This window comes from Synechococcus sp. M16CYN (assembly GCF_040371545.1).
GTDB lineage: Bacteria > Cyanobacteriota > Cyanobacteriia > PCC-6307 > Cyanobiaceae > Parasynechococcus.
This window is the reverse complement of sequence record NZ_AP029048.1, coordinates 1357829-1372168: the sequence shown is the minus strand read 5'-3', so window position 1 is coordinate 1372168 and position 14340 is coordinate 1357829. Positions and strand designations below refer to the sequence as shown.

The following is a 14340-nucleotide window of genomic DNA, read 5'->3' as shown; positions in this document are numbered from 1 at the left end:
ACAGTAATGCCGTGTCAGGAACACTTCTCTTCAATGCTCTGCGAGAAGCCATCGATGAGGAGATGGCTCGCGACCCTCACGTTTGCGTGATGGGGGAGGATGTTGGTCAGTACGGCGGCAGTTACAAGGTCACTAAAGACCTGTATGAGAAATATGGTGAATTGAGAGTGCTTGATACTCCGATTGCTGAAAATGGTTTCACCGGAATGGCAGTCGGTGCTGCGATGACGGGGTTGAGGCCGATAGTGGAAGGTATGAATATGGGCTTTTTACTTCTCGCCTTTAATCAAATCTCTAATAACATGGGAATGTTGAGGTATACCAGTGGAGGTAATTTTACGATCCCAACGGTGGTACGCGGTCCAGGTGGTGTGGGTCGTCAGCTTGGCGCTGAGCACAGCCAGAGGCTTGAGGCCTATTTCCACGCTGTTCCTGGAATCAAAATTGTGGCATGCAGTACGCCCACGAACGCAAAGGGATTAATGAAGGCAGCAATCCGGGATGACAATCCGGTTCTTTTCTTTGAGCATGTCTTACTCTACAACCTTACAGAGGAGCTACCGAAAGGCGATTACACCTGTGCGCTCGATCAAGCGGATCTAGTGCGGAAAGGCGATGACGTCACAATTATCACATATTCAAGAATGAGATATCACTGTCTCAAGGCGATAGAACAACTCGATGCTGATGGAGTAAGTGTTGAGCTGATCGATTTGATTAGCTTGAAGCCGTTAGATATGAACACGATCAGTCGTTCTATTCATAAAACTCATCGCGTAATAGTGGTCGAAGAATGTATGAAAACTGGTGGCATTGGTGCTGAGCTCATAGCTTTAATTACGGAGCACTGTTTTGATGATCTTGACGCGTGCCCGATCCGCCTTTCGAGTCAAGATATTCCAACACCTTACAATGGCTCCCTTGAAAATCTAACCATTATTCAACCTCATCAAATCGTTGAGGCGGCAAAGCGAGTGACATGCCGGACAGTCCAGCCAGGGTATTGATGGTGCGCTATCAGGGTTGGTTTGCTTTTGTTCTTGCTCTAGCAATCGCAGCTGGAATATTCTTACTCCGGACTCCTTTAGAGTTTGGTTTGGATCTCCGGGGCGGTAGTCAGATTACTGTGCAGGTTGCTCCTACAGCAGAAATCACTCGCGTTGATTCAGAAGTAATTCAGGCAGTGAAAGCAGTGCTTGAACGTCGTGTTAATGGTCTTGGTGTAGCCGAATCGATCCTACAAACCGTGGGAGAAACTCAGTTGGTGCTGCAGATCCCAGGTGAGCAGGATCCCACGAGCGCCGTAAGGATTTTCGGTAGCACGGCGTTACTTGAATTCCGTGCTCAAAAGCCTGGTGTGGAAGAAAATCTCAGAAAGCTGCGTCAACTTCGCTCGCAAGTGCAAGCCATTCTTTCCTTGCGAAAGGAACAGATTCATAGTGGGGAACTCCTCAACGACGAAAAATTTAACCTCGGCAAGTTGAAAGAAGCTCAGGAGCGTTTTGGTCTTGATGAAAAGACCATGAATGAAACAGAGCAAATGCAACAACTACTTGAAAAAGTGAACGAGGAGATTGTTCAACAGTTTGAAGCGGCTGCACTCACTGGCAAGGATCTGGTTTCAGCCGGGCGTCAACCCATGCAAAACAACTCAAATAACTGGGAAGTAATGCTTTCATTCAATGGTGAAGGTGCTCGAGCATTTGCTGAACTAACCAAATTGGTTGCTGGTACCAATCGTCTCTTGGGCATCTTTTTAGATGGCCAAGTCATTAGCGAAGCTAGTGTTGGACCACAATTCCGAGCGGCTGGAATTTCTGGTGGTTCCGCTAGCATAAGTGGTAACTTCACGGCTGAGGAAGCCCGGGAGTTGGAGGTGCAGTTGCGGGGTGGATCGCTTCCACTCCCTGTTGAGGTCGTTGCAGTTCGTACTGTTGGACCAACCCTTGGTACGGAAAACATTCGTCGTAGCCTGGCTGCCGCTCTGTCTGGCCTGGCTCTCGTTTCTGTGTTCATGGTCTCCGCTTACAGACTACCAGGGGCAGTAGCGGTTGTTGCCCTAAGTTTGTATGTCCTGTTCAACCTGGCGGTTTATGCCTTGATCCCAGTCACTCTGACTCTACCAGGAATTGCTGGGTTCATTCTTAGCGTAGGTATGGCTGTGGATGCGAACATTCTGATTTTTGAGCGTATTAAAGATGAGCTACGCAGTAGAAATACATTGATTCGATCAATCGATACAGGCTTTCTTGAGGCATTTTCGTCGATCATGGACGGACACTTGACCACATTAATCAGCTGCGGAGCATTGTTTTTTTTTGGTACCGGCCTAGTCAAGGGATTTGCTGTCACTCTCGGCCTTGGTGTTTTGCTGAGTTTGTTTACGGCGCTCACCTGTACGCGCACACTGCTGAGATTCCTTATGAGTTATCCAGCCCTTCGCTCTTCTAGCAACTTTTTACCTAATAGACAACTCTCTACTTCGTCTGCCTAGTTCATGGTTGATGCGTCTTCTACTGCGGCAAATGACGTTCATCAGTTGCATTGGTCTTTGATCTCCGTGCGACGACAAGTGTGGTTGATTTCAACCTCCGCCGTTGTGGTGAGCTCGCTAGGGATAATGTTGTGTTGGCTTGATCCAGTGATTCACGCTCCGCTCCGACTCGGTCTTGATTTCACTGGTGGCACACAAATCCAGTTGGAGCGAAACTGCGAAGTGGCCTGCAGTGACCTCAAAGTTGTCACTATTTCTGAAACCATACGCAAAATCACACTGCCTCGCGGGGCCAACCCTCCTCTACCTCGGCTGGATTCACCTCGCGTGCAGTTGCTTAATAGTGGCCAGTTGCTATTGCTGCGACTCCCGACACTTTCTGCTGCTCAAGGACAAGCGGTGATTGAAGCCGTTGAGCTAGTTGCCGGTCCCTTTAAAGCTGGTGGTCAATCTGTCGACACCATTGGCCCGAGTTTTGGCCGTCAGTTATTGCAGAGCAGCCTTATATCTTTGTCAGTTGCCTTTGCTGGAATCACGCTCTACATCTCCTTTCGTTACAGCCGACGTTACGCCTTTTTAGCCCTGGTTGCCTTAGCTCACGATGTGACTATCATTTGCGGGATCTTTGCTTGGTGCGGCCTGTTATTTCAGCTCGAGGTCAATAGTCTCTTTGCAGTTGCTCTGCTCACCATTGCTGGCTATTCAGTGAACGACACGGTAGTTGTATTTGACCGTATTCGTAAACAAACGCAACAGGAATCTGATCTGCCGCTCAGGCTGCACGTAGACCAAGCCGTCTCCAAAACGTTAGCGCGCACACTTTATACCAGTGGAACCACACTGATGCCTTTGTTGACTTTGGTTTTTTTTGGCGGTGCCACCTTGTATTGGTTTGCTATTTCCCTTGTCTTTGGCGTGATAGTTGGTAGCTGGTCTAGTATCGCCCTGGCTCCCTCGCTGCTTATGCTTTGGGAGCCATTAGATGATTAATCCCAGTCGTTTATCTGTATCCATGCAGCGCTTGCCCACGCGGTGGATACCTTTGCTATTGCTCGCTCTAGCAATCGGTGATTTACGGACAGAGTTTATTCTTCTTATTGATCATTTTACCGTGACAGGTTTCTCTTACGCGGTCTATCACCATCAGCTTGCGATCGCAGTCTTGCTGAGCTCCGTATCTCTCTGGCGGCGTTATGGCGGGTAGTGTAGCAGCTTGGATTTTTATTGGGTTGAAACAGGGACGGACTGCTCCAGCAACCTCATTGCGTTCGGCAAGGCTATTGCTAACAACCATCACACAAGGATCCGTTCCTACTCAGGTAAGGCCTTAGAGTCATGACTGCCACACAATCCAAACAGATGTGACGTGCACGATCAGGACGATATCAGGGCAAGCTACGTTTGGAGAATCGATTAAGTTTGCGGCCCATGTGCTGTACTGTACCAGTTCACATTACAGCTATCGGTAGTAAGAACTGATAGGCTTGTTTGGACTAAGCTCCCCGAGGCTATTATTGAAGACTGATGTTATAGGCGTTAGCGAAGACTTATGGCCTTATGAATTAGCAATATTATTGGCAGAAGTAGATCGAAGTTACGAAGCGTTAGCTAAAGCGCCCGGACAAAGTCTTAATGTTAAAAGCTTGAGACCGCGGTCGAAAAGTGGTAGCATTGATGACTGAAACAATAAAAGATGAGAGTCCTGTGACCCAGCTTGCTCAACGGGGCGAGCGAAGTCCTAACGGTGAGGAAATCACTGTCTGTTGGTTGAAAATGTAGTAGCTAGGTAGCTAGTTGCGAGGTTAATATCGCTGAATCAATCAGCGAAAGTATGTTGAATTCATCCGGTAGCTAGTTGGTCTAGTCAGTAAATAAATACCAAGCGCAATCCACTCAGATTAATTGTAATCCTAACAATGGCTGATAACGGCCCAAGTTGACTTAAACAGTCAAGGCATGCTACTTCCTATGTAGTGATACCACATGTGGGTTTGGGAATAACGAGATACACAGTATATTATGTTTATAATTTGGCTTCGACACGTTCCCAATGGTCCAAAACGTCATGGATTAAGACTTCACGAATTATGACTTGGAGGACAACTGCCAAGGGAAGTGTTAATAACAAACCTAGGGGTCCAAACATCAGTGTGAATACAAACTGGGCCGTCAGGGTCAGTCCTGGTAGTAGTTCCACCTGGTACTGCATAACCGAAGGGGTGATGATATAACTCTCTAGGTTTTGAATAACCACATAGACACCAAGTACCGCTGCTGATTTCCACGGTGCATCCAATAACGCCACGGCCATCGGGAACATGGTACTCATCGTAGGTCCTACATTGGGTATCACATTCAACAGGCCAGCGAGGAGGGCATTGGCAAGAACTAATTTTACTCCCAGCATTGATAAAGCCATTCCACAAAGTGCTGAAACAGCAAGGGAACTGATCAAAATCCCTACCATCCAGCTACTCAACGCATCGCCACATAGATCTAAAACTTTTGATGCTCGACGCCGATAAAATGAAGGGATAAGCTGCAGACTGACAGAACGGTACCCCTGAGGCTGGGCACTTATCATTAGAGCTACGGCAAGGACAAACAGTAAACGCACTAGACCGCTGCTCAGGTTGCCGGCCAGGCCAAGAAGACCAAGGAGGCCACTGCCCAGCCCTACAGCCAGAGATTGACCGTCAGGGACAAGATTACCTGGGTTAGAGAAGCCAAATTCTTGAAAGCTTGAAGGAAAGTTACTCCCGTAGATGGTTCGGCTGATGCCGTTGATCCAATCGAAGGCCAAGCCGAGTAAAGTCCGCGCAGCCTTCGGAAGTTGCTGGAGAAGTAGGGCAAACTCCTCCAAAAAAGGCGGGATCACCACAGTTAGCATAGTGGTGAACAGAGCGAGAAGTCCGCTTAGGCAAACCAGAACAGCTAGGGGTCGCCTTATTGGAAGTAGTTCTCGCAGGATGCCTACCAATGTGCAAAGAGCCATCGCAAGGATAATTCCTGCAAAGAGCAGAAGCAGAACCTCGCGCAGAGACCAAAGCAGGGTGGTTGCTGCAACTAAGGCCGTCAGAAACAGCCATTGAGACAATCTCAATCTTGGCCTTCAGAAGTGCCTTCAGTCTGATCAGACTTCTGATTCTGTGAGTAACCCAGACCGTTGGAGTCAGCGTAGCGCTGAGCAAAACGCATGAACCGTTCAAAATCTTCTTCTGTTTTCCAGGTGTAGGTGGCCTCAAGAGCACTAGGCACTCCGTTGACGAACTTGCCATTCACTTCGCGAGTCACCATCTCGCCCTCTTCATCAACCATCCACATACCACCTATGTTTCCGAAGGTTTCAGGGGCAAGGGCCTGAGGCTGCTCAAACACGAATTTCGCTTGTCCAGTCCTGCCGTCACGGCTTCTGGTGAGACTAATATCAGCAACGACAGGCTCATCGACGCCCCGAAAAAATTGAATCGATGCCGTTCCTTTTGCCTCGGCCATAGGCCTCCCTTGTTTGAAGGGGATTTTAGGAGGAAATCTCAACAATTTTGTTGCCAATAAGCCAATCAGCTGCCTCCGTTGCCGTCTGCCCGGTTAAATCAACACTGTCCGGTTTGGAAAAATGCGACAGCGCGTGATCGTAACAGCGGTCGTAGTAATCGAGTAGAACTCGGCAGGCTTTAGTCCAGTCCTGTTGTGCGATTGCCCCCAGAGCCTGCTCCGTTCGTTGTGGTCCAAGCCGTCGGCTGATTCTGTGTGTCGCGTCTGCTAGAGCTTTAGCACTTTGGTGCCCGTAAACCTCCACCAGTTGCTTCACACGTTCAGGGAGACTGCGACGGATTTCTATTACGGGGGCAGATCTCATCTGGTTAAAAAGGCTTTTGGGAATTCGACAACGACCTACTTGAATGCTTTCCGCCTCTAACCAAATAGATCGAACATTGCTTTGTCGGTAACCATCCAATACTTCCGCTAACAGGTTCTCGTAATGTTCCGTACTAGGTTGGTCCGGAAGTCCAAGACCACCGAAGCTGCTGCCTCGATGGTTGGCAAGGCCCTCAAGATTAAGCACCGCGACGCCTTTCTGGTTCAGAGCTAGCAGCAAATCAGTTTTCCCTGTACCTGTTTGACCACCTATAATCCGAAGAGGCCAAGGCTGGTCGAAACGCGATTGGGCCCAGTGACGGTATGCCTTGTATCCGCCTTGAAGTAGCAGCGGCTTGAGGTCAATCTGCTCGGCTAGCCAAGCCATACTGACTGACCTCATCCCTCCTCTCCAACAATAGATTCTTGGCCGGTCTAAACCTCTGAACTGCTCAAGCTTGTTGGCCAAAGCGCTCATTTTGGGGCCGGCGAGACGAAGTCCCAGGTGAATTGCCTGAATCCGCCCGTCCTGCTTGTAACTTGTGCCAACTGCAACTCGCTCTTCGTCATTAAATAAAGGAAGGTTGGTAGCGCCGGGCCAGTGGCCTTTCAAAAATTCAGCCGGACTTCTAACATCTACCAGTGGGCCGTGTAGATTTCGCAACTCGTCGATTGCAATGGGACAATCATCTTCCATTCCTGACATAGTGGACTAGCACCGTGCCTAACAGAGCTAGCTGTGAAAAATGCTTTCCGGTTCCACACCCGCTCCAAACCTCAGTATCGACCTACTTCTTGAGCTCTTAGTCACAGGTAGTGCACGACAGCGTCGGTCGCTCATTAAGACGATCCAAGCACGCGTCGACGACCTGGCGAAACTTGGTCCCTCGGTGCTTGATCCCTTCGATCCCAATGGGGACGATTGGGCTCCCGGTTGGATCCTACAGGTGCTCCAACGCTATCAACCCGACGCTGTCACAGCGTTGCTGACTGATTCAACGAAAGGTTGGTTCACCGTGGAATCGGCTATTGGCTTGGATTTCGCTCCGCTGCAACGCCATCTTCTACATCAGGATTTTGAAGCAGCCGATCGTCTTACCAGCGATATATTGCGCCAATTAGCCGGTGAGGCAGCAGTTCAGCGCGGTTACGTCTATTTCAGCGAGGTGTCATTCATGCAGGGGATTGACCTTGTCAGCGTTGATCGACTCTGGACCGTTTATTCCCAAGGGCGATTCGGATTCACAGCTCAAGCTCGTTTGTTAAAGACTTTGAAGGGTCGTTATGATCAGCTTTGGCAGCGGATCGGCTGGAAGCGAGGAGGAGTCTGGACACGGTACCCAGATTCTTTCACGTGGTCTATGGAAGCCCCAGAAGGCCATATGCCTTTGATTAATCAGTTGCGTGGTGTTCGTTTGATGGACGCCGTGCTTCGTCATCCAGCTTTAATCGCTCGCCAATTTTGAAATATCGTGACGGCGAGGGCTGAACCAAGTGAGTTCACGGGAGATTTTTGTCGCAGGGCGGATCGTGACATTTCCCCAGTTCCGCTGGGCAGATTTCATTTTGCCGTCAACGCTTCGACTTGCTCCGCTGTTGGAGATTTTGGTCGAACCTGTCGGCTGTAAGACGATTGGCCAAAAGATTGAACTTGGTCTTCATGAGGCATTAGTCAACGCGGTTCGGCATGGTAATTTCGAAAACCCTCGGAAACAACTGCGTATTCGGCGGATTCTTACGCCGAACTGGCTGGTCTGGCAGGTCCAAGATGAAGGTGGTGGTCTACCTGATCATGCGCGAGGCACTGCGTTGCCAACCGCACTCGATGCAAGGCACGGACGTGGACTGTTTCTGATTCACCAATGCTTTGATGACGTGCGCTGGAGCCGTCGAGGTAACCGATTACAATTGGCTTCTCGCCGTTCAATGGTGAGGACAACCGGGGTCTTTTAGTTCTCCTTTGATCCAACCAAGCGCTTGATTGGTGAGTGCAGCTACATCGCTGTGATTACCGCCTTGGGTTAATTGAACGAGTGCTGCAGCGAGCAGTTCGGCAGCCCGTCGGCCTGATTGTGACTTCAATTTGTGCCAGTCTCGGTCTCTAATTATTAAAAGATTGTGCAGTTCTGTTGCCAGGATCTGGACTTGATCAGGCCAGGTGGATCTCAGTTTATCCATAGCGTTGCAGCGAAGTTAATTTAGTCTCGGGGTCGAAAGGAGATGAGCGTATGGATAGCACTAGAAAAACATTAGGGTATCTGCAGGCTAATTGTATAAAGGCAAATCAAGGTTGAAATGGGTAGATTACAAAGTTAGACAAAACCTAAAAGCTAGACTCGCCACTGTCGGCAAAAGTATCACTTCTAGGGTAGCTGTTAATTAGTCCAGGTTCTGCAGCTGGGGGGCATCGTACGCAGACAATTTATCTGGATAGGGATTCTGGTCTAGATGAGTTGTTACTAAGGATGAGAAGCATTATTATTAGCTTGGTACTTCTCTGAAAAAATTAGACTAGACGACAAGCTATCGATACCACCTTTTAACCATAATCAAAGATGGCCAAACGATTAAGTTAACTACTCTTCAGTCTAATAAATTCTCGGATATCGAAGACTATGAAACTTTTGCCTCCTAACCCTGCTTTATATAAAGGTTTTCTTTGATGATTTTAATTAAGGAAGCGACAACTTCATAGTCGCGCTAGGTTGTTGCCCAAGTAAAATGGGAATGGGTAATGAAGAGCGATGACAATCCTTCAAATCCTAAACTAAGTCTGTTATATAGTTTCTTTTAAAGCAACTACTATTCGACACCGTCTCATCCCTATGATTTATCGGTAGGGAGTCATTTCAGTAAATTAGCTAAGGGTATTTTCAACAATCAGGTTTTCTGGCAGACCAAATACGTGTCATGAAATGAGAATCGGCGGTGATTTCCTTAAAACCAGCGGTTCTAAGACGCGCGTCAATGTCATCACCTATGTAGTCGCGATAATAAGGTTCGTGAAAGAACCTACGGAAGTTCTCCATCACAACACTGAATTGCGGCGCATCAGCCAGTTGAACAGAGTCAGCTAAAACAAGTACACCACCTGGTTCAAGTACTCTCCATGCCTCATTCACGACGTTTTGACGCGCATCGCCAGGAAGCTCATGTAATAGAAATACACACGTCACGCCTTGCAGACAAGCATCAGCAAGCAGAAGAGATTCGCCGTTAGCTCGGATTAGCTGGACAAGAGATGATTGGGTCTTGTTCAACCAGCGATTAGCCTGCCGTAAATAAGCATCGGATAAATCTATCCCAATTAACTCCACATGTGGGAGAGCAGAACGGATTTGATGTAGAGTCCGACCGGTTCCTGTTGCAACATCAAGGACGCGAAGCGACGCCGGGCTACGGTCGGCGAAATGCTTGAGACCACGTTTCAGTGGAGCGATTACACGGCGCCGCATGGCGTCAGCGGTACCATTGAAGAGAATTTCAACCTGTAGGTCATATAGACCTGCGGAACGGTCACTAAGGTAACCGTCGGTTTGGTGGTGAAAGTTTTGGAGGTAGTAATCCGGAAAAAGCGAGGAATCCGTTGTTTTAGGTAGATCACGTACATTGTGTTCCAGTTTCCTATTCCATATGGCGGGTAAATCGAGCCAAATTTGCGGATAACGACTGGCCCAATCAAGCCATGGAACATCAAAAAGAAGAGCAGTAGGGTAGAGCCCTTGTTCGGCTTCTTGCCAATCACGCTCTTCCAACTGCATCATCGAGCTACGCAGGGTTTGGAGGATGTCGGCAGATACCGATTCTGTACTGGGCATAGCATCCGGAGCGACCAGCTCCATCAGCTTGGTGCTTAACCCCTTATGGGCCAGCCCAGCGATGCTTTTCCCCTGTTGGAGAGTTTGGTAAGCCAGCTTGCTTAGAGGCGTGGTCGCCATCGAAACATAATATGAGACCACCATTCCAGCGAATGTATCTGAAAAATGCGGCCCCTAGTAGGCACAAAAAAGTCCGCCTCGCTTAAGACGGACAAAAACCAGCCTGTCGGTTTTGAGCTAGGCGTCGTAGTACATGGCAAACTCGTGCGGGTGAGGACGTTGACACAGCTGCTGGACCTCTTCGTATTTGAGATCGATCCAGTTATCGATGAGGTCGTCCGTAAAAACTCCCCCTTCTGTAAGAAAGGCCCGGTCAAGGTTAAGAGCCTCCAGGGCACTGTCTAAGGAGGGTGGAACGGTCGAAATTTTCTGTAACTCTTCTTCACTGAGTTCAAACAAGTCGCGGTCTTCGCCATCACCAGGGTCGATTTGATTTTTAATACCATCTAACCCGGCCATCATCATGGCACTGAAGGCTAAATAAGGGTTAGCTAAAGCATCTCCAGAACGGAATTCCAAACGCTTAGCTCTAGGGCTAGGGCCGGTTAGAGGAATGCGTACAGCTGCAGAGCGGTTACCTTCGGAATATACCAAATTCACAGGTGCCTCAAAACCAGGAACGAGACGCTTGTAGCTGTTAGTGGTTGGATTGGTGAAAGCCAAGAAAGCCGGTGCATGCCTCAGTATGCCGCCGATGTACCAACGTGCTGTTTGCGACAAGTTGGCATATGTACCCTCTCCAAAAAACAGCGGCTTGCCTCCTTTCCAAAGGCTTTGGTGAACATGCATACCACTGCCGTTGTCGTTGAACACCGGTTTCGGCATAAACGTAGCAGTTTTGCCATATTTCTTCGCAACATTACGCACGACATACTTGTATGTCATCACATTGTCAGCTGCTTCAATTAACTGGGCAAATTTCATACCCAGCTCGTGTTGACTAGCACCAGCCACCTCGTGGTGATGCTTCTCGATTGGAATACCAAGCTGCGCCATCAGCAAAAGCATTTCGGAGCGAATATCCTGTGCGGTGTCGTTGGGTATTACCGGAAAATAACCCTCCTTAGCCTGAATTTTGTATCCAAGGTTACCGCCTTCTTCAATGCGGCCTGTATTCCAGCCAGCTTCGATAGTGTCAACGCTGTAGAAGGAACTGCTTTCCGCCGACTTGTACCGAACGTCATCAAAGAGGAAAAACTCAGGCTCTGGGCCAAAGAAGGCCGTATCCGCAATTCCGCCGTCATTTAAGTAGACCAATGCCCGTTGCGCGAGCGCTCGCGGGCAACGTTCGTAGTTCTGACCAGTTCGAGGATCTTGAATTGAACAAATGATGCTTAGAGTCTTATGACGATAAAAAGGGTCGATCCACGTAGTACTGGGGTCGGGCACCATCGCCATATCCGACGTGTTAATTGCTTTCCAACCCCGAATGGACGAGCCGTCAAAAGCCAAGCCCCCGGTGAAAGAACCTTCCTCAAGCAGGTTGGAACACACCGTTAGATGTTGCCACTTGCCATGAAAGTCAGTGAACTTCAAATCGATCAGCTCTATGCCTTCGTCTTTGACTTGACTAAGGACCTCCTGAGGTGTTTTGGCCATGAAATAGCAAATGCCAAACTCGTATGGTGGGGAAACCGCAAGGGTATCGACCACTTCGTCTATGGTATCAAAAGGGACATTGACTCTTTTCGATATTGTTTGCGTAACCGTTTTTGTCAAAAAATAAGGATTGCAGGTTCGCTGGGGGGGCCTTTCTATGTAGATCGGAGCTACCCTCTCAGTCAGCCTTGTCTCAGAACTTTTAAGATATGCGCGACGCCATCACTGGTCTGATCCGTCGTTATGACCAGCTGGGACGCTATTTCGATAGGTTGGCGATCGACAGCATTGAGTCGTATCTCGGCGAATCGGAGCTGCGAATTCGTGCTGTTGAACTAATCAACACTAAAGCTGCCGAAATTGTGCGTGAGGCTAGCCAGCGCCTTTTCCAATCTGAGCCAGACTTGTTGCTCCCTGGTGGAAACGCTTACACCACCCGGCGACTGGCAGCTTGTCTTCGTGATATGGACTATTTTTTGCGCTACGCCAGTTATGCCTTGGTGGCAGGTGACAACGCCGTCCTTGATGAACGAGTCCTCAATGGTCTCAACGATACGTACAAAAGTCTTGGAGTCCCCACAGGTCCCACTGTGCGCAGCATTGTTTTGCTCGGTGAAGTCGTCACTGAGAATCTCTTGAAACAAGGAGTGTCTTCCAAAGAATTAGCCGTAGTATTCCAGCCTTTTAATCATTTAGCTTGCGGATTGGGTGAAACTGACATTCGTCGACGCTGAATTTAAAGTTTCAGTAGGATTGCGATTGGTTGATTTAGCAGCCTCAGTAAGGCGACAGCTGCCTAAGCTCTGTTTTTAGAAAGAGCGTTAAGGGCCTTGGTGACGGCGCAATATCCTCTCCCAGTTGACGATCGTCACCGCAAGTCTTTTGCCAAGATTGCGACGCCCGATCGACTGTTATTAGGTCCTGGTCCATCCAACGCCCATCCAACTGTCCTTCAGGCATTGGCACGTACCCCTGTTGGTCACCTAGATCCCCTCTATATCGAATTGATGGGCGAAGTTCAGGAGCTTTTGCGCTATGCCTGGCAGACCGACAACTATCTCACACTGCCAATGAGTGGCACGGGCAGCGCGGCAATGGAAGCCACGATTGCCAATACTGTTGAACCAGGGGATACAGTCCTCGTCGCGGTGAAGGGATATTTCGGTCTTCGTCTTGCTGACATGGCCAACCGGTATAGAGCTAAAGTTAAAAAGCTTGAAAAGCCTTGGGGCCAGTGGTTTTCATTAGATGAACTCGAGGCTGCTCTAATCGAATACAAGCCAGCCATCCTGGCAATAGTGCATGCAGAAACCTCCACTGGTGTCTGTCAACCTATGGACGGGGTCGGCGATCTCTGTCGAAAGCACGATTGTCTCCTGCTTCTAGATACGGTGACATCTTTGGGTGGTGTACCTGTCTATATCGATGAGTGGAAGGTGGACTTGGCTTACAGCTGTAGTCAGAAGGGGTTGAGCTGTCCTCCAGGTTTGGGTCCTTTCACCATGGGATCGCGGGCTGAAACTAAGATGAAAGCTCGAACCAGCAAAGTCCCCAACTGGTATCTCGATGTTTCTTTGCTTAACAAGTATTGGGGTGACGACCGTATTTACCACCACACGGCTCCTGTGAACATGAACTTCGGTATGCGTGAAGCTCTACGCCTTTTATCAGAAGAAGGGGTTGGCCAGGCTTGGGCAAGACACCGTAAAAATGCAGAAGCGTTGTGGGCTGGCTTAGAGAGTTTGGGATTGTCTATGCACGTGCCCGCCGACCGTCGTCTTCCCACACTTACGACGGTTCGTATTCCTGAGGGGGTCGACGGAAAAGCTTTCAGCCGACACCTTCTTAATCAGTACGGAGTTGAAATCGGAGGTGGATTGGGTTCTCTTGCGGGCAAGATTTGGCGCATCGGCTTGATGGGATACAATTCTAATCCTCAGAATGTCAATCGTTTGCTTAACTTGTTTGAGACAGAGCTGCCTCGTTTCGGCGGTTACGCTGCCTCCGTTGCTTGAACCAACGTTTTAACTGACTGGAAGCTTCGACCTCCATCAGTCCTCCGTCTATCGCCATCTTGTGATAGGCGCTGGTGTGGTTTGACAGGTTCATCGTTCCGCCGAGTGCGCCCCTTTTTAAGTCTCGTGCTCCATAAACAACGGTTCCCATACGCGCCTGCACAAGTGCTCCTGCACACATCGGGCACGGTTCGAGTGTCACGATTAGACAACAGTGGTTGAGCCGCCAACTACCTAACACAAGAGCGGCTTGTTGAAGAGCAACTAGTTCAGCATGCCCCAATGGATCTTGTTGGTTTTCACGCCTGTTCCGGCCATGACCAATTGCCCGGCCGGTGGGATCCAAAACAACAGCTGCAACAGGCACTTCCCCGTTTTTGCCGGTGACCTGTGCGCGTTGAAGAAGAACTTCCATCCAGGCTTGAAAGCGACCGTTTTGATCCACCTTGAAATGCATTGATGCCTGTGAGCACCATCCTACGAAAGACGAGGATCA

Annotated in this window: 16 protein-coding genes; 9 read left to right on the top strand and 7 right to left on the bottom strand. The window is 49.1% G+C overall.

All coding sequences use genetic code 11. The features are described 5' to 3' along the window. The first annotated feature begins 11 nt into the window (after positions 1 to 11). Genes ABWV55_RS06615 through ABWV55_RS06595 form a run of 5 tightly spaced genes read left to right on the top strand, consistent with a single transcriptional unit; the run spans position 12 to position 3825 of the window. On the top strand, positions 12 to 1007 hold the full coding sequence (locus ABWV55_RS06615; protein ID WP_353291333.1) for a pyruvate dehydrogenase complex E1 component subunit beta: 996 nt from the start codon (positions 12 to 14) through the stop codon (positions 1005 to 1007). Beyond that, a complete protein-coding gene (gene secD / locus ABWV55_RS06610) occupies positions 1007 to 2494 on the top strand; it encodes a protein translocase subunit SecD (protein WP_353292651.1) in 1488 nt (495 codons plus the stop codon). The genes ABWV55_RS06615 and secD overlap by 1 nt, the downstream gene beginning before the upstream one ends. A 3-nt stretch (positions 2495 to 2497) precedes the next feature. Further along, complete coding sequence (secF, locus tag ABWV55_RS06605) at positions 2498 to 3484, top strand: protein translocase subunit SecF (protein ID WP_353291332.1); 987 nt, start codon at positions 2498 to 2500, stop codon at positions 3482 to 3484. Continuing rightward, entirely contained in the window at positions 3477 to 3698 is a 222-nt protein-coding gene (locus ABWV55_RS06600; RefSeq protein ID WP_353291331.1) for a hypothetical protein, read from the top strand. The genes secF and ABWV55_RS06600 overlap by 8 nt, the downstream gene beginning before the upstream one ends. Further along, on the top strand, positions 3688 to 3825 hold the full coding sequence (locus tag ABWV55_RS06595) for a hypothetical protein (protein WP_353291330.1): 138 nt from the start codon (positions 3688 to 3690) through the stop codon (positions 3823 to 3825). The genes ABWV55_RS06600 and ABWV55_RS06595 overlap by 11 nt, the downstream gene beginning before the upstream one ends. A 692-nt stretch (positions 3826 to 4517) precedes the next feature. On the opposite strand, the gene ABWV55_RS06590 is transcribed toward ABWV55_RS06595, so the two are convergent. Genes ABWV55_RS06590 through mnmH form a run of 3 tightly spaced genes read right to left on the bottom strand, consistent with a single transcriptional unit; the run spans position 4518 to position 7058 of the window. Continuing rightward, the gene (locus tag ABWV55_RS06590) at positions 4518 to 5597 is read right to left on the bottom strand and encodes an AI-2E family transporter (RefSeq protein WP_353291329.1); all 1080 of its coding nucleotides are present in this window, start codon (positions 5595 to 5597) and stop codon (positions 4518 to 4520) included. Next, a complete protein-coding gene (gene psb28, locus ABWV55_RS06585; protein WP_353292650.1) occupies positions 5594 to 5989 on the bottom strand; it encodes a photosystem II reaction center protein Psb28 in 396 nt (131 codons plus the stop codon). Before psb28 ends, ABWV55_RS06590 begins: the two co-directional genes overlap by 4 nt. Positions 5990 to 6014: 25 nt before the next feature. Then, positions 6015 to 7058 (bottom strand): tRNA 2-selenouridine(34) synthase MnmH, encoded by a 1044-nt coding sequence (gene mnmH, locus ABWV55_RS06580; RefSeq protein ID WP_353291328.1) that lies wholly within the window; start codon positions 7056 to 7058, stop codon positions 6015 to 6017. A gap of 40 nt (positions 7059 to 7098) precedes the next feature. Between mnmH and ABWV55_RS06575 the strand changes: the two genes are divergently transcribed. After that, positions 7099 to 7818, top strand: coding sequence for a GUN4 domain-containing protein (locus ABWV55_RS06575; protein WP_353291327.1), 720 nt, complete (start codon positions 7099 to 7101; stop codon positions 7816 to 7818). Between the two features lie 64 nt (positions 7819 to 7882). Further along, complete coding sequence (locus ABWV55_RS06570) at positions 7883 to 8305, top strand: ATP-binding protein (protein WP_353292649.1); 423 nt, start codon at positions 7883 to 7885, stop codon at positions 8303 to 8305. Here the strand turns inward: ABWV55_RS06570 and ABWV55_RS06565 are convergent. The 3 genes from ABWV55_RS06565 to glnA form a co-directional block, all read right to left on the bottom strand. Further along, a complete protein-coding gene (locus ABWV55_RS06565; protein WP_353291326.1) occupies positions 8276 to 8530 on the bottom strand; it encodes a DUF6439 family protein in 255 nt (84 codons plus the stop codon). The two genes, ABWV55_RS06570 and ABWV55_RS06565, sit on opposite strands and share 30 nt — an antisense overlap. 695 nt (positions 8531 to 9225) lie before the next feature. Further along, complete coding sequence (locus ABWV55_RS06560; RefSeq protein WP_353291325.1) at positions 9226 to 10290, bottom strand: methyltransferase domain-containing protein; 1065 nt, start codon at positions 10288 to 10290, stop codon at positions 9226 to 9228. Positions 10291 to 10407: 117 nt separating this feature from the next. Further along, complete coding sequence (gene glnA / locus ABWV55_RS06555; RefSeq protein WP_353292648.1) at positions 10408 to 11829, bottom strand: type I glutamate--ammonia ligase; 1422 nt, start codon at positions 11827 to 11829, stop codon at positions 10408 to 10410. A 209-nt stretch (positions 11830 to 12038) separates the two neighbouring features. On the opposite strand from glnA, the gene ABWV55_RS06550 reads away from it, so the two are divergent. After that, a complete protein-coding gene (locus tag ABWV55_RS06550) occupies positions 12039 to 12563 on the top strand; it encodes an allophycocyanin subunit beta (RefSeq protein WP_353291324.1) in 525 nt (174 codons plus the stop codon). Positions 12564 to 12659: 96 nt separating this feature from the next. Next, entirely contained in the window at positions 12660 to 13844 is a 1185-nt protein-coding gene (locus tag ABWV55_RS06545) for an alanine--glyoxylate aminotransferase family protein (RefSeq protein ID WP_353291323.1), read from the top strand. Here the strand turns inward: ABWV55_RS06545 and ABWV55_RS06540 are convergent. Continuing rightward, complete coding sequence (locus ABWV55_RS06540; protein WP_353292647.1) at positions 13786 to 14259, bottom strand: nucleoside deaminase; 474 nt, start codon at positions 14257 to 14259, stop codon at positions 13786 to 13788. The genes ABWV55_RS06545 and ABWV55_RS06540 overlap by 59 nt on opposite strands. Between the last annotated feature and the right edge of the window lie 81 nt (positions 14260 to 14340).